Source organism: Burkholderia contaminans, from assembly GCF_029633825.1.
GTDB classification, from domain to species: Bacteria; Pseudomonadota; Gammaproteobacteria; order Burkholderiales; family Burkholderiaceae; genus Burkholderia; species Burkholderia contaminans.
In genome coordinates this window covers 431,447-454,538 of record NZ_CP090640.1, presented here as the reverse complement: position 1 = coordinate 454,538, position 23,092 = coordinate 431,447, and the positions used below count along the sequence as shown (strand labels likewise).

The window sequence follows — 23,092 nt, the reverse complement described above, 5'->3', positions numbered from 1 at the left end:
GAGGGTCGGGGCGTGCGTTTCTTCGAGCGCTTTTCGTCGCTTGCGCGCAGCGGCGCACATGAGCCCCGTGAGCATTTTTCACGTGCATCGGCACGACCACCGCGGCACGCCCGGCTTCAGCGCCGTAGATGTACACGAAAACAAGCGTTTCATCCCTGATTTTGTCAATGTTCGCCCTGAGCTACCTCATGGTGCGATTGTCTTCAGCCTCGATTCCGCGAGCGCGGTCTTCCTGGGGCCGGGACAGACACAACTCGCAAGGGCCGGCGTATACCTGCAAAAACCTCATTCGCAAGCGGAGTTGCATCATGGACAACCGACACAGTCGTCAAAGCTTCCTCGGGGAAACGTCGGAAGCGACCATCAAGAACACGACCGTAGCAGTCATTGGATTGTGCGGTGGTGGCTCGCATGTGTCGCAGCAATTGGCGCATATTGGCGTCGGTAAGCTCGTCCTGGTTGACGGTGACTTTGCGGAAGACTCCAACCGCAACCGCATGGTCGGGCTGACCTATGCCGAAGCGCAGGCAGAGGCGCGAAAGGTCGATGTCATCAGCGCGCGCGTAGCGGCGGTCAGCCCTGAAACGGAAATCGTCAAACACGATGGCCCGTGGAATCTCGCGCTCGACGACCTGAAACAGGTCGACTACATCTTCGGATGTGTCGACACGATGGGGGCGCGCGACGAACTCGAACGTTTCGCGCGTCGCTTTCGCATTCCGTACATCGACGTCGGAATGGACGTCCACGGCGAAGAAGGGCGCTACTTCATCAGCGGTCAGGTCATCGCTTCGCTGCCGGGCCAGCCGTGCATGCGGTGCATGGGGTTCATTACTGACGCTGCTCTGGCCGCAGAGAATGCGCGTTACGGCGCTGCCGGGGGACGCCCTCAAGTCGTCTGGCCGAACGGCATTCTCGCCTCGACTGCTGTCGGAATTTTTATGGCGCTCCTTACCTCGTGGAACGACACGACGCCGCCGCCGATTTATGTCGAGTACGACGGCAACCGGTGCACGACCGGGCCGAGTCCTAAATTGGGCTACCTGTCGCCGGGCCTCTGTCGCCACATGGAGGGCACCGAAGGTGCGGGGGACATCTTCTAGAGGGGATTGCTTCGTTGTCTCGGGCAGATTGAAGCGTGCCTTATTCAACGCGACTAGGATGAGGTACGCAAGGTGCGTGAGCAATTGAGCCCGCGTTGAGCGCATATCCTCTCTTCCCGTAGTGACGTGCCAACCGTCGCCGAGTTGGCTTGCAAGCGCACGCGGGAAGCCATGAGCCGACGTTTGGTGCGTCCGCTCGCCGATTACCCGATTTGTAGGTTTAAAAAACATGAAGCTGAATGACTCGGGACTCTCTCTGAAACCAGATACCGGCCGATTTGCATGGTGGAAGGTTCTGACGCCTGTGCTCGGCGCAGCGACATTGTATTTTGCGTATCTCGTCGGAGTGACCTTCCAACAGACGTTTCTCGAGCGCTTCGGCATTAACCCGGGCGCATTCCCTCAGGGACGGAGTGACTATCTCGTGCTTGCAGTCCTTGCCGTCATGAAGGACCTCGACATCATCTTCGGGGCTATGTTCAAGTCGAGGCCTATTCTGGTAGTCATCGGCGCATTGCTCATTACTGGAATTCTGGCCTTGGCACTGGGACAGGGCGCAGCCAGGCTTGGAAAGCTTCATCGCGGTCGGGCCCCCGTCAGTACGCGCATCAAGCTGCTCGCGACCTATCTGCTCGTCCTTCCTCTGGGAGGGACATATCTCATGTTCGCACTTCCTGCTTTTTTTGCCGCTGTCCTGATTTTTCCGGTGGAGCTTGGCGTCGCTGCGGCAAACGCCCTTGCGAACGATGACATCACAGATTACATCAAAGGATGTTCTGCCCATGCACATGGTCAGCACTGCTTCCGGCTGACGGATGGAACCAGTGCAATTGCGACGGGGTTCATCATCCAGCAGTCGAAAGACACGGTCGCCCTCTGGGAGAACGGCAAGGTCAAGCTGCTACCCGTCGCGAATAGGTCTCTGGAATCTGTGGACCAGTACACTTCAAAACCAAACTGAAACGGCGGCCGCGGCGCCGCGATGAATCATCGGCCTCTGTTCAATGAGTCGGCGGTGACGCGCGTGTCTGCGCAAGCAGAGGGCAGCAAGCAGACAAAATGGAGCTGCCGCAACACAACAATTTTCCAACTTCGGGGTACGGTATGAAACAAACCGCATACGAGGCCACTATCGAAATGGGGCGTGTCGTGATTTCACGAGTCCGGTGCTTCTTGGGACGAAAGCGGCGCTCGCAGTTTGAGAACATCATGGACATGGCGCGCGAGATTGCTCAACGGAATCCGGCCGCGCTGCACGACCTTGTCAATCTGTTGCTGCGTCCCTACCAGGCCGAGGCATTGGTCGGTGTCATTGAAAACGCTGCCCACCAGGCTCCTCCAAGTATCGTTTCGTCGAGCTTCTTTTTCGACGACCGTCGCATAACCCCGTTGAGCTACGGAATCGGCGTAAAGCTCGCGCCGGGCGCATTCAGGGTCAATCTGGCAAAAGACACGATACTTCCTTGGCCATGGAACCGGCAACGCATCGCAAGTGCGCTTGCTCACATCGGCCGAGGCAAGTCGATGGGTAAATGGAGGCAAGACCCGAATCATCAGGTCATGTTGTGGTTGCCTTGGGGAATCAGCTTCGTCGGAGGCGGGAATCATTCTATCGCCGCAGGAATCATCGCCGGAGAGGGAGAGGTCACTCCGGGCGAAGTCCGTGACATGTCGGCGTTGCTCGATTTGGTCGAGTGCGACGGCCGATATTATCGAGAAACCTCGAGCCGGAAGACTATAGCGGCGGTAGACGATGAACGCATTGCAGCCGTATTCGAAATAGGGCGGTTAATGAGACAACTGAACCTCAGCCGCAGTGGAAAGGCGAATTGCGTCTCGGAACCCGCCTGATAGTCACTCTATTAGCGTCGCATTTAGCGGCCGGCAATGCGTTGTGCGACGGTCCTCCTAGCCACTCACATCGAGTTGCAAGCCGCGATATCGGTAGATGGGAGCGTGATTTCCGACATCCTCTGGTAGTCTCATGCATCTGACCGGACGACGACCTGAACGCAGTTTCCGAAAAAGCGAAGCGCGGACCGAAACGACATGATTACATTTCCCAGTGCGACCAGCCTCAGGGACATCGAGGGCGCGTACGAGCTGCTATCGGAGAGTCCAGCTTTGCGGCTCGAGACAAGTTTGAGGTTCGGCGGGAACGTTGGCGTGCCGGGTTCGCTCATGCAATTTCTCGCCGAGTGGTCACGCACCATCGAGCACCCGACCTTGAGGCCTTACGGTAGAGGCTCGACGGATGCGCAGGAGGCCTTGGCAAAAGAGCCGCACGGCATGGCTGCTGCCTACTTCTCCGAAATCATCGAGACTGGCGCTGACGAACCGTTGTCTACCCGCGAAGCGTTGGCGAACGCAGTTCCTCGAATTGAAGCAATGCAGAACGGCAACTTCCGCGGCACGATGCACGGGCGAGGCGCATTTCTGGGTTGCTTCGCTCGCGCGAAGAATGAATTCCTTATCCCACTGTATTCTCGGCCAGAGGTCGGCGCTGTCCGGTCGCGAGACGACTTCGTAAACCTGACCTCCCGTTTGATTGCTGCGTGCGCGCCGACTGCCGGCCAGAAGATGACGGAGGCTTCGCGCGTCGCTCTGGGAACTCTCCTCTACGAACTTTTCCGCAACACAGACGAACACGCAACCACGGACGAGCAAGGCAGGCCCTACGTGAAGAGCTTGCGTGCTGTCATGGCCAAGTTTATTTCGTACGAGGCCAAGGACGCGGCCGACCACCTTGGCGAGGAAGACCCGCCGCTCGCGTTCTTCCTGATGCACAACATTGCCAATCGGCGTAAGTATGCCAACGCCGAAGGGAAACGGGAGGCCAGCAAGCAGACATCTCTGCTGGAGCTAACCGTCGTCGACACCGGGCCCGGGCTCGCGCGTCGCTGGCTTTCCCGCCATGGTCAAGCTGGTGAGGAGATTCAGAGTGTCTCAATCGATGAAGAGGTGTCACTCGTTCGGAAGTGTTTCGAGCTACATGCGACCACAAAGACGACCGCGGGCAGCGGCGGCGGCCTTTCTCACGTCTTGCAAACCTTGCAGCAACTGAACGCATACCTTCGTCTGCGGACCGGAAGGGTCTGTTTGACCCAAGATTTTTCTGTACCGAAAGAGCAGGTGTCGTTCGAACCGAAGCACTGGCTCAAGGACCGGCCGGAGCTTCCCATGGCAGCTGGCGCCTGTTATTCAATCGTGGTGCCTGCGACGAAGGTCCTGCTATGAAGGGATTTTTCACGTTCGATTGTGCCTTGCCTGTAGCGGGTCCCATCCGGAATTTTCACTTTCTCTTCAAACCTCCGGGCAAGTTGCACGACACGTATCTCGCGGATGCGATTGAGTATGGCTTGCAGACGGTCAACGCGCCCGACGTAGTCGCGATTGTCTGTTCCTCGACCGAAGCCGACGCAATTAAACTGCGCTTCGACGAACCCGTGCTGCAGCAGGCGGCCGCCAGGACCTCCACAAAGGTTTGCCTGTGCATCTGTGTTTTCGACCGTGAAGGCACCATCCGGTTACACGAGCAACTGCGAAACCAGGTCACGCGACTGGATTCGATGCTTCGCGACAGAACACATGCGATTCGGGCCGCAGGACTCGAGAAGCTGTTCTCCTCGCATCACGTGCTCGTCACGGCGCCGCCCGGCTTCACGTTCGTCAAGCCGTCGGAGAAGCGTTCGACTCTGTTCCTGCGAACGGAAGAAGCATTGACGGAAGTGGAGGGCGTACAGTTCCTTGCGTTCGCTTTGTTGCATAAGCTGAAAAAGCGAGCTGACATGTGCAAGGGGGACCTCGACGTCATATACATCGACTCGATGGGTATCGCGAGTGTTGCGTATGCGCTGCGCGATATGTATTGCACGCTCTACGGCGCGTCGCAGCCTCGAGTTGTGAGCTTTCATTCGCACGACGGTATCGAACATGTCGACACGCCGCTCTCCGGCACGTCCTTCTGCCTGATATCAGCGTCGTCGTCGCTGAATCTTGAAAGAGATTGGCGACAGCGAACGCGTTGCCATCAAGAGGAAGTGGTGACGCTCCTGACGCTCGAGGACGCGAAAGGGCGGGAGAACGCTCTTTTTGCGCTGCCACGGCCTCAAGGCTCTGGCGTGGAGCAGGCGGCGCAGCATCTAAGAGATTTGCCGATTGTGGGAGAGCGGTTTGCGCCGGCCGACCTGATGCCGAAGTCGGTGCTTCTACGGAAAGAGCACAAAGAGGTGAACGCAGAAGCCTTCTGCTGCAAGTTCGTGGGCAATGGCGCGCTCGGTGTTCTGGGCCGCAGCACCGCCAACGGGAAAATCCGGCCCCTTTATGTGGACGGAACGAAGCTTCTCGGAGCCCCTGGCTTCGATGTGTGGCTGTATCGGATGCTTAGGCAGAGGACGCCGGCGTCGGTCCACGCAATCATCCATCAAAACGATGAGGCGTCCCGGGCCCTCGCTCTGGAGTGCGCGCAGCGCCTGACCGAAATCATGATGAGGCTCGACCAGGTGCCTGTCATCAGCGAAGCCGAAATAGAGGTGCGCGCCGGTGAAATCGGAAGAGACGCCGGCCTTCTCATCGTGGCAGCTGTGGCAGGTAGAGGCACGCGCCTGCTATCAATAAGCCGTGACCTCAGGGACCTCCACGAGGGAGCACGTACCTATCTGATTGGCGCGCAGGTTGCTGAAACGACAAGTCAGATAAGGGTGTTGACGGGAAATCTGAAGTACTCCGCTAATGAGGCCAACATCGAAGTCCATCGGTTTGCGCACATAGCCGTTGGCGCAGGCCTCCGGGACTCGTTCGCAGATGAAGCAAGACTGCTGCAGAATGCCCCGGGCGAGTTTGGTGCCGAGTACGAGGAGCGATTCACCCAGCTCGATGGCACAGCGATGGGGATGAATGCCCGGACGTTTATCGGGCTCAATTCAGACCTGACAGAACCGATGAGGCTACGGCTCGACTTCGCGTTCTGGGACTTTGCATACGACCCCGGCACGGCGGATACAACGTCGGGCGTCGTCGCCATGGCAGGGGCGATACTGCAGAACGCCAGGGAGGGCAAGTTCAAGGACCAAGCTCTACGATTGTCGACCGATGCGTTCCAGCATGTGATTCTGGACCCGGAGAACTTCACGCGGTATAACGACGGCGTCATTCAGGCGGCATTGCTGAGGTGCGCGCGTGTAGGGGAGCTCGACTATTCGAAGGAGCATAACGCAAGCCAGTTCATGCTCGACCTGCTCAAGAGCATCTTCGCTCAATACGACAAGCGTCAAGGGGAGGCGGCCGCCGAGTTTGCTCTCGCGCTGTTCACGCAGAGGTTGAGATTACAGTCAGGCCACCGACAGGAGCTTGATGGGTATTTGCGCGAATTGCTTCCTGCTGACACGCCGAGACTTCGTCTCATTCGGGTCCTTCTCGGCTTTGACGCCCCTCCCGATACCCGGGATTTGCCGCCTGAGTTCTGATGGCGAGGGCACTAGACGCTGGTTTGTGACTAGTTTCCCTTTCGTCTGCCTAGCATTGTCGGCGGTGGGCTCCAGTTCGTCTACGCTAGCTCAACTATCCGCGCTGGGTGCCGAGCAGGGCCAGCCGCACATGCGGCTGGCTGATTCAGAAACAGGCTGGCGCCGCGGCGCCCCGATGCCGGATTACGTCCGGCCGGCATAGGGCAGGTGCCCCAGTTTGAGTCCGGGAAAATCGAGCTTCTCCATCGCCTCGATGAGCAGTGCAAACGGTAGCCGTTTGAACCCGTCTTCCTTCTTGCCATAACGGCTGTCAGGCGCGTGCCCAATCAGTTCGTCGATGACCTGCCCGCTGATGCCGGCCAGCTCGCCACACGTCTGGAACGTGTGGCGGAAACTGTGATAAACGAGCGCGGGGTCCTCGATGCCGATGGGCGAGCGCAAATAGGCGTTGAACCAGGTGGAGAACACAGCGCTCCGCTTGCCATACTGGTTGGTCGCGAGGTCGGGAAAGAGCCACGCCGAGCCGCCGGCTGGCCGGTGGGATTCGACGTAGTCGAGCCAGCCAAGTCGCAGCAGGTTACGGTGGACCGGGACGTGGCGCATGACAGTCCGGTTCCCGGTGCGGGCCTCGCGCTTCGAGTCGTGCAGGTGCAGACACCATACGCTCTCGCGCTGGACCACGTCGGCGACCGTGAGCCGGCACAGGTCTTCGACCCGGGCGCCGGTATGCGGGCCGAGCAGCGGCAGCCAGTAGGCTGCCTCGCCACCTCCTTTTCCCGGACGATGGCCCTGCGTATACACGGGGCAGGAGAAGACCTGGTTCAACTGGTCCATCGTGAATGCGGTGCGTACCGTCGCCCGATTGAGTTCGACCACCTTGGCGGGATATTTCATGCCGCTGAACGGGTTGCTGGCCAGCTTCGTCAGCTTCCTGCGCATGGCGAGCGTGATAAGGGGCGACAGCAGCGACAGAATCGTGTTCACGCGGCCATGCTCGACGTCGTCCTTCTCGAGGCAGAGCGTCTTGAATCGTTCAACGTGGTCGGGCGTCAGGACCGACAGGGGCAGGTCGCCCACATGCGACTTGACGCGCTGTACCTGCCTGGTCACGTCGTTGACGGTTTTCGGCGAGGGCATCCGCTCCTCCTTCCAGCATTTCAGCGCGGCCTCCCATGTATCGTTTTCGTCGACCAGCGGAATCAGTTCGGGCGTCTCGCTGACGTCGCCCTCGAGGCGCCGCAGTTCTTCTTCCACGACAGCCAGCTGCGCGTCGGCGATGGCCTTCAGCAAAGTAGCGAACTCGGCCGACGCCGCGGGCAGCCAGGCGCGCTCCCACGTCAGATGCTCCTCGACGGCCTCGCGGACGTCGGAAAAGTCGTCCGACGCCCGGGCCCGGCGCAGCTGCTTGCGAGCCTCGAGCAACAAGGTTCGGTGTGCCTCGTCGTCGTAGTCGTCTTTGTCGGCTTCGGCTTCGTCGCTTTCTTTCTCGAAGTAAGTCGGACGTACTTCGTCATCGTTCGCCAGCGCGTTGACGGTGTAGCGCTCGACAAGTCGGGGAATGTGCAGTGCGTGAAGTCGGGTCGTGCCCGGCGGTTGCACGGTCGGGTGATATGGGTGAGGCTCGTCGTCGACGGCGCGCATTCCATGCGGCAACCAGGCGTCTGCGGCCATAGCGGCCGAGGCGGCCGCCGCCCGCGCCGGAGCGACGAGGCGCTCATACTCGAGGGCGGCCATCGGCAGGCGGGTGATGGCCTCGGTCCGGCACGGCGTTTCCAGGCTCACCCAAATTTCAGTTTTCTGGAGTTGGGCGCGCAGCTCGAGCGGCACCTTGCGACGGAAGTAGTAATGGGTCGAATCGGCGCGGGTGGTCAGGTAGGGGTGTTTCACGGTGTGCTCTCCACATTGAGGTAACAGTGGCGTGTAGCACCCGCGCCCGGAAAATCGCCCGCATCTAAAACGGTTGGCCGCTTTAGATGCGTAATGCGCCTGTTTGGGCGCATTGCCGGCGTTCCAGAACAAAAAAGCCGCTGCTTCGTGAGAAGCAGCGGCTTTTTCTTACAACTGGTGGCGAATCAGGGATTCGAACCCCGGACCTGCGGATTATGATTCCGTCGCTCTAACCGACTGAGCTAATTCGCCGAAGACTTGAATTATGTCGATCGGCCGGCCGGCTGTCAATACCTTTTTCCATCTTTCCCGAAAAAAGTTACCGGCGGCCCGTGCCGGCCTTCATTGCGGGCGGGAGCCGGCCTCCGGAACGAGACCATCCGCCGACTGTCCCCCGCTGCGCACCCAACCTCAATCCTGCGCGTAGATGTTCGAGTCCTTCGTCTCCTTGACGAACAGCAGGCCGATCACGAACGTGGCCAGCGCGATCACGATCGGATACCAGAGGCCCGAGTAGATGTCGCCCTTCGCCGCGACGATCGCGAACGCGGTTGCAGGCAGGAAGCCGCCGAACCAGCCGTTGCCGATGTGATAGGGCAGCGACATCGACGTGTAGCGGATCCGCGTCGGGAACATCTCGACCAGCATCGCCGCGATCGGGCCGTAGACCATCGTCACGTAGATCACGAGGATCGTCAGGATCACGATCGTCATCGGCCAGTTGAGCTGTGCCGGGTCCGCCTTCGCCGGGTAGCCGGCGGCCTTCAGCGTCGATGCGAGCGTCTTGTCGAACGCCGCGCCCTGCGCCTTCGCATCGGCTGCCTTGCCCTCATAGGCGGGGATCACCGTGTCGCCGACCTTGATCTGGGCCGTCGTGCCAGCCGGTGCCGCGACGTTCTCGTAGTTCAGGCCGGCCTTCGCGAGCGCGCTCTTTGCGACGTCGCACGAGTTCGTGAACTTCGACGTGCCCACCGGGTTGAACTGGAACGAGCAGGCGGCCGGATCGGCGATGACCGTGATCGGCGCCTTCTGCGTCGCGACCTCGAGCTGCGGGTTCGCGTAGTGCGTGAGCGCCTTGAACAGCGGGAAGTAGGTCAGTGCCGCGATCAGGCAGCCCGCGAGGATGATCGGCTTGCGCCCGATCTTGTCCGACAGCGAACCGAAGAACAGGAAGAACGGCGTGCCGATCAGGAGGGCGATCGCGATCAGGATGTTCGCGCTCGCACCATCCACCTTCAGCGTCTGCGTAAGGAAGAACAGCGCGTAGAACTGGCCCGTGTACCACACGACAGCTTGGCCGGCGGTCAGGCCGACGAGCGCGAGGATCACGATCTTCAGGTTCTTCCACTGGCCGAACGCTTCGGTCAGCGGCGCCTTCGACGTCTTGCCTTCCGCCTTGATGCGCAGGAACACGGGCGATTCGTTCAGCTGCATCCGGATCCACACCGACACCGCGAGCAGCAGGATCGACGCGACGAACGGCACGCGCCAGCCCCAGCTGCCGAACGCTTCCTCGCCGATGAACGTGCGCACGCCGAGGATCACGAGCAGCGACAGGAACAGGCCGAGCGTGGCGGTCGTCTGGATCCACGCGGTGTAGAAGCCGCGACGGTTGGCCGGCGCATGCTCGGCGACGTAGGTCGCCGCGCCGCCGTACTCGCCGCCGAGCGCGAGACCCTGCAACAGCCGCATCGCGATGAAGATCACGGGTGCGGCGATGCCGATCGACGCGTAGCCGGGCAGGAAGCCGACCACGAACGTCGAGACGCCCATGATCACGATCGTCACGAGGAACGTGTGCTTGCGGCCGACGAGGTCGCCGAGGCGACCGAACACGATTGCGCCGAACGGCCGTACCGCGAAGCCGGCGGCGAAGCCGAGCAGCGTGAAGATGAATGCGGCGGTCGGATTGACGCCGGAGAAGAAGCTCTTGCTGATGTAGGCCGCGAGCGAGCCGGCCAGGTAAAAGTCGTACCACTCGAACACGGTGCCGAGCGACGACGCGAAGATGACCTTCTTCTCTTCGCCCGTCATCGGCGCGTGCGAAATTTGCCCGCCTAACGTTGCCATGAGTCGTCTCCAAGTCCCTTGATATAGATGTGCGGCCGCCTTGGGTGGGCGGGCCTGTCGAGGATTATTGGTACGGAAACTTACGGCCGACTGACTCGCGCGTGCAAAACGACTGCAGGTTAACCCGCGCCGAATAGACGGTTTTGTGCGCCTATCTTGCCGCGAAGTGCTTCGTTTTTCCGTTAAATTTCCGATTTTGATTCAATCGTGGCGTGCTGCGGCGGCGCACGTCAGGGTTAATCCGGGGCGGTTTCGGTCAGCGGCAGGCTGACGCGCACGAGTGTGCCGGCGAGGCGCGGTGCCTGCTGGTAGACGTGATCGTCGAGTGTCAGCGTCCCGCCGTGCTGCGTGGCGATCTCGCGCACGATCGCGAGCCCGAGGCCGCTGCCGTCGCCTTCGCGGCCGAGGATCCGGTAGAAGCGTTCCACGACGCGCTCGCGTTCGGCGGCCGGAATGCCCGGTCCCGTGTCCTCGACTTCGAGATGCACGCGCCGCGCCGTGGGCTCCGCGCGCACGCGCACCGTGATGCGGCCGCCGTCCGGCGTGTAGCGGATCGCGTTGTCGATCAGGTTGCCGAGCATCTCGCGCAGCATCACCGGATTGCCGTCGACGTCGAGCGGCCTGTCGTCCGGCGAGTCCGGCGGGCCTTCGTAGCCGAGATCCATCCGTTTCGCGAGCGCGGCCTGCACCCAGTCGCGCACCGCGCGCCGCGCGAGCGTGGCGATCTCGACCGGCTCGAACGTCAGCCCGCTCGCGCGGTTCTCGGCGCGCGCCAGCGCAAGCAACTGCGTGACGAGCCGCGCGGCCTGCTCGGAGCTCGTCGCGATCTGCTCGAGCGAGCGCTGCACGTCGGGCGGGACGGGGTGGCGCAGCGCGAACTCGGCCTGCGTGCGCAGGCCCGCGAGCGGCGTCTTCATCTGATGGGCGGCGTCGGCGATGAAACGCTTCTGCAGCGCCATGTTCTGCTCGAGACGGGCGAGCAGGTCGTTGAACGACGTCACGAGCGGCTCGATCTCGGGCGGCGCGCGCTGCGCCTCGACCGGCGACAGGTCGTCGGGCCGCCGCGCGCGGATGTGCGCCTGCAGCGCGTTGAGCGGCGCGAGCCCGCGCGACAGCCCGAACCAGACCAGCAGGATCGCGAGCGGCAGGATCACGAACTGCGGCAGGATCACGCCCTTGATGATGTCGTTCGCGAGCGCATTGCGCTTGTCCAGCGTTTCGCCGACCTGCACGAGCACGGGCTGCGGGCTGCCCGATTGCGGCAGCGCGACCGTCGTATACGCGACGCGCACGTCGTTGCCGCGCAGCAGGTCGTCGCGAAACATTACGACACCCGGCGGCGGGCGGTCCTCGTCGCGCGGCAGCGGCATGTCGGCTTCGCCCGCGACCAGTTCGCCGCGCGTGCCGAGCACCTGGAAATACACGCTGTCGACGTTGTCCGCGCGCAGGAAGTCGCGGGTCTGCTCCGGGAGCGTCAGCTCGGCGACACCGTTCACCGGATGGATCTGCCGCGCGAGCACATAGGCGTTGGTCTCGAGCGCGCGGTCGAACGGGCCGTTCGCGATCGTCTTTGCGACCAGATAGGTGACGGCGATGCTCATCGGCCACAGCAGCAGCAGCGGCGCGAGCATCCAGTCGAGGATCTCGCCGAAGAGCGAGCGCGGGCGCGGCGCCTCGGGCGCATCGGTTTCGTCGGGCGGCGCGAACGGGTTCTCGTAGCGCGTGTCGCGCGCCTCATCGGCGGCCGATGACGGCGCGCCGGTCGGGTGGCGGGTAGGGCCGGCGTGGCCATCGCGGCGACGCGCGGGTTCAGCGCAGCGGCGTGCCGGCCACCGCGGGCTGGGGCGCTGCCGTGTCGGCCGGCGCGGCGGGCGCGACCTTCTCGAGGCAATAGCCGAGGCCGCGCACGGTCGAGATCCGTACGCCGCTGGGTTCGATCTTCTTGCGCAGCCGGTGTACGTAGACTTCGATCGCGTTGTTGCTGACTTCCTCGCCCCATTCGCAGAGATGGTCGACGAGCTGTTCCTTCGACACGAGCCGGCCGATCCGCTGCAGCAGCACCTCGAGCAGGCCGAGCTCGCGCGCGGAGAGGTCGAGGACCTGATCGTTCGCATACGCGATGCGGCCGACCTGGTCGAACGCGAGCGAGCCGTGGCGCACGACGGTCGGGCCGCCGCCCGCGCCGCGCCGGGTCAGCGCGCGCACGCGCGCTTCGAGCTCGTTGAGCGCGAACGGCTTGGCCATGTAGTCGTCGGCACCGAGGTCGAGCCCCTTCACGCGCTCGTCGACGCTGTCGGCGGCCGTCAGGATCAGCACGGGGAGGTTGGAGTTGCGGGCGCGCAGGCGCTTGAGCACGTCGAGTCCGGGCATTTTCGGGAGCCCGAGATCGAGGATCAGCAGGTCGAATGTCTGCATCGACAGCGCGGTATCGGCGTCGATACCGGTCTTCACGTGGTCGACCGCATAGCCCGATTGGCGGAGTGACCGGGTGAGGCCGTCCGCGAGTATGCTGTCATCTTCCGCGATGAGAATTCGCATGGTGCTGACCGATGGGCCGGCGGGGCGTTCGCGCCGGCCGGCTGTCTCCAAAGTTATTCGTGTACAACGCGCTGCATTGCGGGCTTGCACAAAACACTGTTTTTTTATACAGTGTCTGAATTCGTGGGCAGCGCTTGAAAGTGGGCGCGCCTCTAACAGACGCTGCTCATCATAGCAAAGGACGATTCATGGAAGATAGCAAGAAGGGCTCCGGGATGACCGCCGAGAAGAGCAAGGCGCTGGCCGCCGCGCTTGCCCAGATCGAAAAGCAGTTCGGCAAGGGCTCGATCATGCGCATGGGCGACGGCGAGGCGGCCGAGAACATCCAGGTCGTGTCCACGGGCTCGCTCGGTCTCGATATCGCGCTCGGCGTCGGCGGCCTGCCGCGCGGCCGGGTGGTCGAAATCTACGGTCCGGAATCGTCCGGTAAAACCACGCTCACGCTGCAGGTCATTGCCGAACTGCAGAAGCTGGGCGGCACCGCAGCGTTTATCGACGCCGAGCACGCGCTCGACGTTCAATATGCAGCGAAGCTCGGCGTGAACGTGCCGGAGCTGCTGATCTCGCAGCCGGACACCGGCGAGCAGGCGCTTGAAATCACCGACGCGCTGGTGCGCTCGGGCTCGATCGACATGATCGTCATCGACTCGGTCGCGGCGCTCGTGCCGAAGGCCGAAATCGAAGGCGAGATGGGCGATTCGCTGCCGGGTCTGCAGGCCCGCCTGATGTCGCAGGCGCTGCGCAAGCTGACCGGCACGATCAAGCGCACGAACTGCCTCGTGATCTTCATCAACCAGATCCGGATGAAGATCGGCGTGATGTTCGGCAACCCGGAAACCACGACGGGCGGTAACGCACTGAAGTTCTACTCGTCGGTGCGTCTCGACATCCGCCGGATCGGCTCGATCAAGAAGAACGACGAGGTGATCGGCAACGAAACCCGCGTGAAGGTCGTCAAGAACAAGGTGTCGCCGCCGTTCCGCGAAGCGATCTTCGACATCCTGTATGGCGAAGGAATTTCGCGCCAGGGCGAGATCATCGATCTCGGCGTGCAGGCGAAGATCGTCGACAAGGCGGGCGCCTGGTACAGCTACAACGGCGAGAAGATCGGCCAGGGCAAGGACAACGCGCGTGAATTCCTGCGCGAAAATCCGGAAATCGCACGCGAGATCGAGAACCGCATTCGCGAATCGCTTGGCGTGGTCACCATGCCCGATGGTGCAGCCCAGGACGAAGCCGAGGCGATGGACGAAGAAGAGTGATGGTCGGGCGCCGAGGTCAGGCTGGCGAGCCGGAGGAGAGCGACGCGCCCGAAACGGCGGGTCGCTCCGGCCGGCGAGCCGGATCCTCGGGCGCCGATCGGCGGGGCGCGGGCAGCAATGCCGCGAACCGCACAGCGACGAGGGCATCCGACGATGCCCTCGTTTCGTTTGAGATTGCCGCACCGGTCGATCCGTTCGACGACGATGAATCGTTCGACGCGCACGACCGCTCCCGCCGCCGTGTGTCCGGTGTCAGCTTCCCGGGCGATCGCGCAGCCGATGCATCGGCGCCGGCCAGGGAAGATGTCTATACGCGCAGCAGCCAGCATCCGCGCCGCACACGTCGCGCGTCGGGTGCCTCTTCCAGTACTTCATCAGGTGACGCTCCGGGCGCTACCGAGCGCAAGTCATCGAAACCTCAGCGATCGCTGAAGGGCCGCGCGCTCGGCTATCTATCCAGGCGTGAATACAGTCGCACGGAACTCGCGCGCAAGCTCGCGCCCTACGTCGGCGAAGACGAATCCGTCGACCCCGTGCTCGACGCGCTGGAACAGGAGGGCTGGCTGTCCGATGCGCGCTTTGCCGAGAGTCTCGTGCATCGTCGCGCGTCGCGCGTCGGCGTCGCACGCATCGTCAGCGAGCTGAAGCGTCATGCGGTGGGCGACACGCTCGTCGAGGAGGTGAATGCCCAGCTCCGCGAGACCGAATGGGCGCGTGCGCAGGCGGTCTGGCGCAAGAAATTCGGTGCGCTGCCGCAAACGCCGGCCGAGCGTGCGAAGCAGGCGCGCTTTCTCGCCGCGCGCGGCTTCTCGAGTGCGACCATCGTGAAGTTGCTGAAGGTCGGCGACGATTTCCTGGTCGACGACTGATCGCGCCGATCGCGCGCGTGGCGCGCGATTTTGCTGCAATGCAACCGCTTCCGGACAGGCGGGAATACCCGCCGTCGCGTCGAACTGTCTCAAATACCCAATATGCTAAAATCCGTGGGTTTTCCTCTTCGGCCTCAACCTCCAGCATGCCGCTATCCGAGCCCGTGCCCCGTCAGTTGCGACATCAACGCGCAATCCGAGCGGAAGCTTACGAGCGCGGCGACGGCTTGTGGGACATCGAAGCCTGCCTGACCGACCACAAGCCGCGCGATGTCGCGCTTGCGTCGGGCATCCGGCCCCAGGGCCTGCCGATCCACGAACTCTGGCTGCGCGTGACTATCGATCGTGACCTCAATGTCGTCGACGCCGAAGCGTCTTCGGAATGGGTTCCCTATCCCGGTCACTGTCAATCCGCCACTCCCGCCTATCGGGCCCTCATCGGGCTCAATCTCTTCCGCAATTTCCGCCGCAACGCGAACCGGCTGCTCGCCGGCGTCGCAGGCTGCTCCCATCTCACCGAACTGTGCGCCGTGCTGCCGACGGCAGCGATCCAGGCGTTTGCCGGTGACGTGTGGAACGTGCGCGAGGAGGGGGGCGAAGGGCCGGACCATGACGGCGTGCACGACGAAGCGCCTTTCCAGCTCGGCCGCTGCCGGGCGTTGCGGTTCGACGGCGAGGTCGTGCGGCAGTACTACCCGCGCTGGTATGGCGCGAGCCGGCCGGACGTGCCCGGTGAAGGCAGCACGAAGGAATGAACGGAAATCATTCGAAGAAGCGTCTAAAGCGACTTTTCATCCAACTCTCAGACTGAAGGGAATCACGCATGAAGATTCACGAGTACCAGGGTAAGGAAATCCTGCGGAAATTCGGAGTCGCGGTACCGCGCGGCAAGCCGGCGTTCTCGGTTGACGAGGCCGTCAAGGTGGCAGAAGAGCTCGGCGGCCCGGTTTGGGTCGTGAAGGCTCAGATTCACGCGGGTGGCCGTGGCAAGGGTGGCGGCGTGAAGGTGGCGAAGTCGATCGAGCAGGTCCGCGAATACGCGAACCAGATCCTCGGCATGCAGCTCGTCACGCACCAGACCGGTCCGGAAGGCCAGAAGGTCAACCGTCTGATGATCGAAGAAGGCGCCGACATCAAGCAGGAACTGTATGTCAGCCTCGTCGTCGACCGCATCTCGCAGAAGATCGTGCTGATGGGTTCGAGCGAAGGCGGCATGGACATCGAAGAAGTCGCCGAAAAGCACCCGGAACTGATCCACAAGGTCATCGTCGAGCCGTCGACGGGCCTGCTCGACGCGCAGGCAGACGACCTCGCCGCGAAGATCGGCGTGCCGGCTGCTTCGATTCCGCAAGCGCGCGCGATCCTGCAAGGCCTGTACAAGGCATTCTGGGAAACCGACGCATCGCTGGCTGAAATCAACCCGCTGAACGTTTCCGGCGACGGCAAGGTCATCGCACTCGACGCGAAGTTCAACTTCGACTCGAACGCGCTGTTCCGCCACCCGGAAATCGTCGCGTACCGCGATCTGGACGAAGAAGATCCGGCTGAAATCGAAGCGTCGAAGTTCGACCTCGCGTACATCTCGCTCGACGGCAACATTGGCTGTCTCGTGAACGGCGCAGGCCTGGCGATGGCGACGATGGACACCATCAAGCTGTTCGGCGGCGAGCCGGCGAACTTCCCGGACGTCGGCGGTGGCGCGACGACCGAGAAGGTCACGGAAGCGTTCGCTGATGCTGAAGAACCCGGATCTGAAGGCGATCCTCGTGAACATCTTCGGCGGCATCATGCGCTGCGACGTGATCGCGGAAGGCGTGATCGCCGGTTCGAAGGCCGTGAACCTGAACGTGCCGCTCGTCGTGCGCATGAAGGGCACGAACGAGGACCTCGGCAAGAAGATGCTGGCCGATTCGGGCCTGCCGATCATCTCGGCGGACAGCATGGAAGAAGCTGCGCAGAAGGTCGTCGCGGCAGCCGCAGGCAAGTAAGCGCGCGCTAATGAACACGCATGGCGGCGCGGTTCATACGCGACGCCAATCGAACAGAGGTCAAAATACATGTCGATTCTGATCAACAAGGACACGAAGGTCATCACGCAGGGCATTACCGGCAAAACCGGTCAGTTCCATACGCGCGCCTGCCGTGAATACGCAAACGGCCGCGAAGCATTCGTCGCGGGCGTGAACCCCAAGAAGGCCGGCGAAGATTTCGAAGGCATTCCGATCTACGCAAGCGTCAAGGAAGCGAAGGCGGAAACCGGCGCGACCGTGTCGGTCATCTACGTTCCGCCGGCAGGCGCAGCGGCTGCGATCTGGGAAGCGGTCGAAGCCGATCTGGATCTCGCGATCTGCATCACGGAAGGCATTCCCGTGCGCGACATGATCGAAGTGAAGGACCGCATGCGTCGCGAAGGCCGCAAGACGCTGCTGCTCGGGCCGAACTGCCCGGGCACGATCACGCCGGACGAACTGAAGATCGGCATCATGCCGGGCCACATCCACCGCAAGGGCCGCATCGGCGTCGTGTCGCGTTCGGGCACGCTGACGTATGAAGCGGTTGCCCAGCTGACGGCACTCGGCCTCGGCCAGTCGTCGGCAGTCGGTATCGGCGGCGACCCGATCAACGGTCTGAAGCACATCGACGTGATGAAGATGTTCAACGACGATCCGGACACGGACGCAGTCGTGATGATCGGCGAAATCGGTGGTCCGGACGAAGCCAATGCGGCGGAGTGGATCAAGGACAACATGAAGAAGCCGGTGGTCGGCTTCATCGCTGGCGTCACGGCGCCTCCGGGCAAGCGCATGGGCCACGCCGGCGCGCTGATCTCGGGCGGTGCGGATACGGCCGAAGCGAAGCTGGAAATCATGGAAGCGTGCGGCATCACCGTCACGCGCAACCCGTCGGAAATGGGCCGTCTGCTGAAGAAGGCGCTGTAATATTTCCACCTGGGTTCGTCCTGCAGAAAACGCCGGCTTTGCCGGCGTTTTTTGTTATGCTCGCGCAATGAATTCGTAAGCACCGGGCATGCATCGCGCATGTGCCGGCAATGAACCGGGTCGCCCGCGGGCGGCCGCCGTCCTGCCCGTCACGCCATGCTCGAATTCCTGACGTCGCTCCACTGGGGCGCCGTTCTCCAGATCGTCATCATCGATATCCTGCTCGGCGGCGACAACGCCGTCGTGATCGCGCTCGCATGCCGCAACCTGCCCGCGAACCAGCGGGTGCGCGGCGTCGTGTGGGGCACCGCGGGGGCGATCCTGCTGCGTGTCGCGCTGATCACGTTCGCGGTCGCGCTGCTCGACGTGCCGTTCCTGAAGCTCGGTGGCGGGTTGCTGCTGCTGTGGATCGGCATCAAGCTGATGGCGCCCGCCGGCGACTCGCACGACGACATCAAGCCGGCCAGCCGGCTGTGGGATGCCGTGAAGACGATCGTGATCGCCGATGCGGTGATGAGCCTCGACAACGTGATCGCGATCGCGGGTGCGGCCGAACAGGCCGACCCGTCGCACCGGATCGCGCTCGTGATCTTCGGGCTCGTCGTCAGCGTGCCGATCATCGTGTGGGGCAGCACGCTGGTGCTGAAGCTGCTCGACCGTTTCCCGATCTTCGTGGCATTCGGCGCCGGGCTGCTCGGCTGGATCGCGGGCGGGCTGATCGTGAATGACCCGGTCGGCGACCGCTGGCCGGTGCTCGATACGCCGGAGGTCCTTTACGGCGCGAGCATCGCGGGCGCGCTGTTCGTGGTGGCGATCGGTTATACGCTCCGGAAGCGCCGCGACGTACCGCACGCGCACTGACATTGGCCGTCCGGCCGACTGCCGGATTCACGGCCCGCTGGCTACGATCGAGACGCCTGCCTTTACCGGCCGGCGTTTTTCGTTTCCGGAGCCTGCCATGTTCGAAGCCTTTTCCGTTTCCCTGTTCCGTCGCGTGGCCGCCGATCTGCGGCGCGCGAACCGGCCGTCGCCGCGCTGGCGGCCGGCCGGCTTCACGCTGATCGAGCTGATGATCGTGCTGGCGATCGTCGGTGTGATCGCGGCCTATGCGATTCCCGCGTACCAGGATTACCTTGCGCGCTCGCGCGTCGGCGAGGGGCTTGCGCTGGCGTCGTCCGCGCGGCTCGCCGTCGCCGACAACGCCGCAAGTGGCGCGAGCCTCGACGGCGGCTATAGCCCGCCGGCCGCGACCCGCAACGTCGAATCGGTTGTGATCGACGGCGAGACCGGCCAGATCACGGTCGCGTTCACCGCGCGCGTCGCCGCGGCCGGCACCAATACGCTGGTGCTCGTACCGTCCGCGCCCGACAAGGCCGATGCGCCCACCGCACGCGTGCCGCTCAAAAAGGGCGCGATGCAGGCCGGCACGATCGCGTGGGAGTGCTTCGCCGCCGGCAAGGGGGCGTCATCGCTGCCCGCGCCGGGGGCAGGGCCGCTGCCGGGCGACGCGGCGACGCTGCCCGCGAAATATGCGCCGGCGGAGTGTCGCGCGTAGCGCCGGTGGCGGAGCAGAGCGGCGCGGACAGCATGCCGGCCGCCTCGTCAGCCGGCCGGGGCCTTCGCGCCGCGACGGGGCGCCGCGCGAAGGCCCCGCACAGAGGGGGGAAAGTTTTGTATAGTGCGCCGGTTGCTGACATCCGGTTCGCTCATGCCTTCTACTTTTTCCCGTTCGTTGCCGCTCGTTGCGCTGGCTGTCGCCCTGATCGTGCCGTATGCGATCACGAATCACACGTATCCGATCCCGACCTTCTATTCCGAGTTTTCCGCGCTGGTGCTGTACCTGCTGATGGGGGTGTCCGTCGTGCTGCTCGCGCGTACGGGCCGCGCGGCCGAGCCGTTTGCGGCGCCGGCCGCGTTCGTCGCGCCGCTTGGGTTCGCCGCGGTGCTCATCGCGCAGGTCGCGCTGATCCCGCTCAAGGTACCGTCGATGAACTGGCTGGCGGTCGGCTATCTCGCCGCCGCGCTGGTCGCGATGCAGGCCGGCTACGTGCTCGCGCGCGACGGGCTGGCCGAGGCCGTGTCGCGGATGATGGCCGGCGCGCTGCTCGTCGGCGGCGTGTTCGCGGTCGGGACGCAGATCGTGCAGTTGTTCCACCTCGAGTCGGCGCTGTCGCCGTTCGTCGTGGTGTACAACGTCGCGGTCGATCGCCGTCCGTACGGCAACATGGCGCAGGCGAACCATCTGGCCAGCTACATCGCGTTCGCGCTCGCAGGCGCGCTGTATCTCGTGCAGACGCGCCGGCTCGCGGTATGGGCGTGGCTCGCGCTGTCGATCGTGCTCTCCGTCGGTCTGGCGCTGACGGTGTCGCGCGGGCCGTGGCTGCAGGTCGCGGTGATGGTCGTCGCGGGCTTCTGGATGGCGTGGCTCGAATCGCGCCGCGCGCCGGGCAATGCGCGCGCATGGGCGATCCCGGTCGTGCTCGCGGTGGCGTTCATCGCGGTGAACGTCGTGGTGCGCTGGGCGAACGTCCATTACCACCTGGGTCTCGCGGAATCCGCGGCCGACCGGATGCGTGACGCGGGGCAGATCGCACCGCGCCTCGCGCTGTGGAAGTACGGGCTCGCGATGTTCCGCGAACATCCGCTGCTCGGTGTCGGCTGGGGCGAATTCCCGTCGCACCAGTTCGCGCTCGTGCGCTCGCTTGGCGGTGTCGAGATCGCGAACAACTCGCACGACATCTTCATCGACCTGCTCGCGAAGTCCGGCCTCGTCGGCCTGGGCGTGCTCGTCGTCGCGCTCGTGACGTGGTTCGTGCGCGCAGTGCGCGCGCCGCAGTCGAGCATGCGCGTGTTCGGCTTCGCGCTGATCGGCATCCTGCTGATGCACGCGCTGGTCGAGTATCCGCAGCAGTACATGTTCTTCCTGTTGCCGGCCATGTTCGTGATCGGGCTGCTGGAGGTGAAGTCGCTGCGCGTCCTGCCGGGGCGTGCGGCATTCGGGCTGTTCGCGGTGCTGTCGGTCGGCGGCGTGCTGGCGGCGGTGCCGGTGTTGCGCGACTACCAGCGCGCGGAAGTGCTGTACTACGGCAGCGATCCGGCTGCGCAGTACCGCGATGCGCCGTCGCTGCTGTTCGGCGCTTGGGGGGAATACGGTGCGGCCACGCTGCTCCCGATTTCGGCGGACGACCTGCCGGCCAAGCTCGCCGCCCATGAGCGCGCGATCGCGCTGCTGCCCGGCGAAACGGTGCTGCGCCGCTATGCGGCCCTGCAGGCGTTGGCCGGCCGCGAGGCCGACGCGCTCGACACCGTCGCGCGCCTGCACGTGTTTGCGAAGGAGTTGAAGGACTGGCCGCAGCAACTGGCCGCGCTGTACAAGCTGTGCGACCAGCAGCCGGCGCTGAAGCCGTTCAAGGCGGCGGTCGTCGCGAAATACGGCGAAGTGCCGGCCGATGCGGCCGACGACGAGGACGACGATTCGGATTGATGTACGTAGCGCCTGCCGGAACGGGGAATTCCGGCATGAGCCGCGCCGTGAGGGATCAGCGATGCGCGTCGGGTGTTGGCGCCCGGCGTGAATCCGGCGAATCCGGCCGCGCATCGATTACCTTGCGGATTGCGTGGATTCCGGCTGAAGGCCCGGCGATTCGCGTCAACCATTGTCAAATCGCCGCCGCTCGCCGGGCCGCGCGTGCACAATGCGTGAAAGCGCTCGCGTGCCGACCCGAGTGAGGCGAGGGCAGCGCGAACACAGGCAACACCCGGGCGACCCGGGAAGTCCGCCACGCAGGATCGCGGCCGAGGATCGATCGGCCGTGCGGCCGTAACGGGGCGCCGGTCCGATGGCCGCGGCGCAATGTGACGCATGCGATGCGGCCGGGCGGCGTGTTCCGGTGCGCGGCGCGTGCGTCCGGAACAGTGCTGAAGAACGATATTCGACCATGGCTATTCGCTCGACCTACCTGATCCTGCCCGCCGTCGCGATGCTGTTTTCCGGCTGCGCGATGCTGTCGTCGTCGCAGGAAAGCAAGCTGACGTGCCACATTCCGCGCGCCGTCTATCCGGATACCGCGAAGCCGCTCACGCGCCCGGCGACCGTGCTCGTGCGCGCGCTGATGACGACGTCCGGCGAAGCGCAGAACGTCACCGTGACGACGAGCAGCCGCAACGCGGCGGCCGATCGTGCGGCCGTCGACGCGATGACGCACGCGACCTGCACGCAGACGGGGGCGACCGCGAACCCGTTCCTGCTGACCCAACCGTTCGTGTTCGAGCCGTAGCGCGGTAACTGACGAACCGGGGGAGCCTGCATACGGTTCGGTGCGCACGCCATCCGGCCGGGCAATGGCAGGCCGTTGGCGATTCTGACCGGATCGACCGCCGCAGGGCCACTCAGCCCGCCGGTTCCTCCGCCTTCCAGTCCCCTGACTTCCCGCCGCGCTTCTCGCGCACGCTCACATCGGTGATCACCATCCCGCGATCGACGGCCTTGCACATGTCGTAGACGGTCAGCAGCCCGACCTGCACGGCGGTCAGCGCTTCCATCTCGACGCCGGTGCGCCCGAACGTCTCGACCTGCACGATGCAGTGGACGCCCGGCAGCGCGTCGTCGAGTTCGAACTCGACGGCCACGCGCGTCAGCGCGAGCGGATGGCACAGCGGGATCAGGTCGGCCGTGCGCTTGGCGCCCTGGATGGCCGCGATGCGCGCGACGCCGAGCACGTCGCCCTTCTTGGCCTTGCCGTCGCGGATCAGGGCGAACGTGGCCGGCAGCATCCGGATCGTGCCGCGCGCGATCGCGATGCGTTGGGTTTCCTGCTTGCCGCCGACGTCGACCATGTGGGCATGGCCGGCGGCGTCGAAATGGGTGAGTCCTGACATGTCTTCCTCTAGTGGAACGGCGTGCGCGAGCACGTCCCGCGATCGCGCATCGTGATTGGCCGGGGCATCGAATCGCATCTC

17 protein-coding genes, 1 tRNA gene and 2 pseudogenes are annotated in these 23,092 nt (G+C 63.9%); 14 read left to right on the top strand and 6 right to left on the bottom strand.

Annotated features, from left to right (window positions below; all coding sequences use genetic code 11):
• Window positions 1-308 precede the first annotated feature (308 nt).
• The 5 genes from LXE91_RS02155 (at window position 309) to LXE91_RS02135 (ending at window position 6,568) form a co-directional block, all read left to right on the top strand.
• A complete protein-coding gene (locus tag LXE91_RS02155; RefSeq protein WP_039360555.1) occupies window positions 309-1,103 on the top strand; it encodes a HesA/MoeB/ThiF family protein in 795 nt (264 codons plus the stop codon).
• A gap of 229 nt (window positions 1,104-1,332) precedes the next feature.
• A complete protein-coding gene (locus tag LXE91_RS02150) occupies window positions 1,333-2,064 on the top strand; it encodes a hypothetical protein (RefSeq protein WP_069585832.1) in 732 nt (243 codons plus the stop codon).
• 98 nt (window positions 2,065-2,162) lie between these two features.
• Window positions 2,163-2,954, top strand: coding sequence for a DUF6710 family protein (locus LXE91_RS02145; protein WP_135370778.1), 792 nt, complete (start codon window positions 2,163-2,165; stop codon window positions 2,952-2,954).
• 198 nt (window positions 2,955-3,152) lie between these two features.
• Complete coding sequence (locus LXE91_RS02140; RefSeq protein ID WP_039360561.1) at window positions 3,153-4,340, top strand: hypothetical protein; 1,188 nt, start codon at window positions 3,153-3,155, stop codon at window positions 4,338-4,340.
• Window positions 4,337-6,568, top strand: coding sequence for a hypothetical protein (locus LXE91_RS02135; protein ID WP_039360564.1), 2,232 nt, complete (start codon window positions 4,337-4,339; stop codon window positions 6,566-6,568). Before LXE91_RS02140 ends, LXE91_RS02135 begins: the two co-directional genes overlap by 4 nt.
• Before the next feature lie 183 nt (window positions 6,569-6,751).
• Here the strand turns inward: LXE91_RS02135 and LXE91_RS02130 are convergent, their stop codons facing one another.
• The 5 genes and pseudogenes from LXE91_RS02130 to LXE91_RS02110 form a co-directional block, all read right to left on the bottom strand.
• On the bottom strand, window positions 6,752-8,455 hold the full coding sequence (locus LXE91_RS02130; RefSeq protein WP_052760030.1) for a site-specific integrase: 1,704 nt from the start codon (window positions 8,453-8,455) through the stop codon (window positions 6,752-6,754).
• A gap of 175 nt (window positions 8,456-8,630) precedes the next feature.
• Window positions 8,631-8,707: transfer RNA gene (locus LXE91_RS02125), tRNA-Met, on the bottom strand.
• A 159-nt stretch (window positions 8,708-8,866) separates the two neighbouring features.
• Complete coding sequence (locus tag LXE91_RS02120; RefSeq protein ID WP_039360567.1) at window positions 8,867-10,525, bottom strand: MFS transporter; 1,659 nt, start codon at window positions 10,523-10,525, stop codon at window positions 8,867-8,869.
• 236 nt (window positions 10,526-10,761) lie between these two features.
• Window positions 10,762-12,317: pseudogene (locus tag LXE91_RS02115) on the bottom strand (sensor histidine kinase).
• A 17-nt stretch (window positions 12,318-12,334) separates the two neighbouring features.
• On the bottom strand, window positions 12,335-13,063 hold the full coding sequence (locus LXE91_RS02110; protein ID WP_039360681.1) for a response regulator transcription factor: 729 nt from the start codon (window positions 13,061-13,063) through the stop codon (window positions 12,335-12,337).
• Between the two features lie 188 nt (window positions 13,064-13,251).
• Here LXE91_RS02110 and recA point away from each other — a divergent pair, with 188 nt between their 5' ends.
• From recA to LXE91_RS02065, 9 genes and pseudogenes are all read left to right on the top strand, one after another.
• A complete protein-coding gene (gene recA, locus LXE91_RS02105) occupies window positions 13,252-14,325 on the top strand; it encodes a recombinase RecA (protein WP_039360574.1) in 1,074 nt (357 codons plus the stop codon).
• On the top strand, window positions 14,325-15,194 hold the full coding sequence (gene recX / locus LXE91_RS02100; RefSeq protein WP_039360578.1) for a recombination regulator RecX: 870 nt from the start codon (window positions 14,325-14,327) through the stop codon (window positions 15,192-15,194). The genes recA and recX overlap by 1 nt, the downstream gene beginning before the upstream one ends.
• A gap of 146 nt (window positions 15,195-15,340) precedes the next feature.
• A complete protein-coding gene (locus LXE91_RS02095; protein WP_039360581.1) occupies window positions 15,341-15,949 on the top strand; it encodes a DUF2889 domain-containing protein in 609 nt (202 codons plus the stop codon).
• Between the two features lie 68 nt (window positions 15,950-16,017).
• Window positions 16,018-17,182 (top strand): annotated as a pseudogene (sucC, locus tag LXE91_RS02090) (ADP-forming succinate--CoA ligase subunit beta).
• A gap of 69 nt (window positions 17,183-17,251) precedes the next feature.
• Window positions 17,252-18,133 carry a succinate--CoA ligase subunit alpha gene (sucD, locus tag LXE91_RS02085; protein WP_006477916.1) on the top strand — a complete coding sequence of 294 codons (882 nt, stop codon included), beginning with the start codon at window positions 17,252-17,254 and terminating at the stop codon, window positions 18,131-18,133.
• A gap of 156 nt (window positions 18,134-18,289) precedes the next feature.
• Entirely contained in the window at window positions 18,290-18,994 is a 705-nt protein-coding gene (locus LXE91_RS02080; RefSeq protein ID WP_039360587.1) for a TerC family protein, read from the top strand.
• Window positions 18,995-19,091: 97 nt separating this feature from the next.
• Window positions 19,092-19,688 carry a pilin gene (locus tag LXE91_RS02075; protein WP_039360590.1) on the top strand — a complete coding sequence of 199 codons (597 nt, stop codon included), beginning with the start codon at window positions 19,092-19,094 and terminating at the stop codon, window positions 19,686-19,688.
• A gap of 153 nt (window positions 19,689-19,841) precedes the next feature.
• The gene (locus tag LXE91_RS02070; protein WP_039360592.1) at window positions 19,842-21,617 is read left to right on the top strand and encodes a PglL family O-oligosaccharyltransferase; all 1,776 of its coding nucleotides are present in this window, start codon (window positions 19,842-19,844) and stop codon (window positions 21,615-21,617) included.
• A gap of 454 nt (window positions 21,618-22,071) precedes the next feature.
• A complete protein-coding gene (locus tag LXE91_RS02065) occupies window positions 22,072-22,410 on the top strand; it encodes a TonB family protein (RefSeq protein ID WP_039360594.1) in 339 nt (112 codons plus the stop codon).
• Between the two features lie 112 nt (window positions 22,411-22,522).
• On the opposite strand, the gene moaC is transcribed toward LXE91_RS02065, so the two are convergent.
• Window positions 22,523-23,011 carry a cyclic pyranopterin monophosphate synthase MoaC gene (moaC, locus tag LXE91_RS02060; protein WP_039360597.1) on the bottom strand — a complete coding sequence of 163 codons (489 nt, stop codon included), beginning with the start codon at window positions 23,009-23,011 and terminating at the stop codon, window positions 22,523-22,525.
• Window positions 23,012-23,092: the final 81 nt, after the last annotated feature.

Coding starts and splice junctions, on each gene's coding strand:
- LXE91_RS02155 (WP_039360555.1), top strand. CDS start 309: ATGGACAACCGACACAGTCGTCAAAGCTTCCTCGGGGAAACGTCGGAA.
- LXE91_RS02110 (WP_039360681.1), bottom strand. CDS start 13,063: ATGCGAATTCTCATCGCGGAAGATGACAGCATACTCGCGGACGGCCTC.
- recX (WP_039360578.1), top strand. CDS start 14,325: ATGGTCGGGCGCCGAGGTCAGGCTGGCGAGCCGGAGGAGAGCGACGCG.
- LXE91_RS02120 (WP_039360567.1), bottom strand. CDS start 10,525: ATGGCAACGTTAGGCGGGCAAATTTCGCACGCGCCGATGACGGGCGAA.
- LXE91_RS02135 (WP_039360564.1), top strand. CDS start 4,337: ATGAAGGGATTTTTCACGTTCGATTGTGCCTTGCCTGTAGCGGGTCCC.
- LXE91_RS02150 (WP_069585832.1), top strand. CDS start 1,333: ATGAAGCTGAATGACTCGGGACTCTCTCTGAAACCAGATACCGGCCGA.
- LXE91_RS02140 (WP_039360561.1), top strand. CDS start 3,153: ATGATTACATTTCCCAGTGCGACCAGCCTCAGGGACATCGAGGGCGCG.
- LXE91_RS02070 (WP_039360592.1), top strand. CDS start 19,842: ATGCCTTCTACTTTTTCCCGTTCGTTGCCGCTCGTTGCGCTGGCTGTC.
- recA (WP_039360574.1), top strand. CDS start 13,252: ATGGAAGATAGCAAGAAGGGCTCCGGGATGACCGCCGAGAAGAGCAAG.
- moaC (WP_039360597.1), bottom strand. CDS start 23,011: ATGTCAGGACTCACCCATTTCGACGCCGCCGGCCATGCCCACATGGTC.
- LXE91_RS02080 (WP_039360587.1), top strand. CDS start 18,290: ATGCTCGAATTCCTGACGTCGCTCCACTGGGGCGCCGTTCTCCAGATC.
- LXE91_RS02075 (WP_039360590.1), top strand. CDS start 19,092: ATGTTCGAAGCCTTTTCCGTTTCCCTGTTCCGTCGCGTGGCCGCCGAT.
- LXE91_RS02145 (WP_135370778.1), top strand. CDS start 2,163: ATGGAGCTGCCGCAACACAACAATTTTCCAACTTCGGGGTACGGTATG.
- sucD (WP_006477916.1), top strand. CDS start 17,252: ATGTCGATTCTGATCAACAAGGACACGAAGGTCATCACGCAGGGCATT.
- LXE91_RS02095 (WP_039360581.1), top strand. CDS start 15,341: ATGCCGCTATCCGAGCCCGTGCCCCGTCAGTTGCGACATCAACGCGCA.
- LXE91_RS02065 (WP_039360594.1), top strand. CDS start 22,072: ATGGCTATTCGCTCGACCTACCTGATCCTGCCCGCCGTCGCGATGCTG.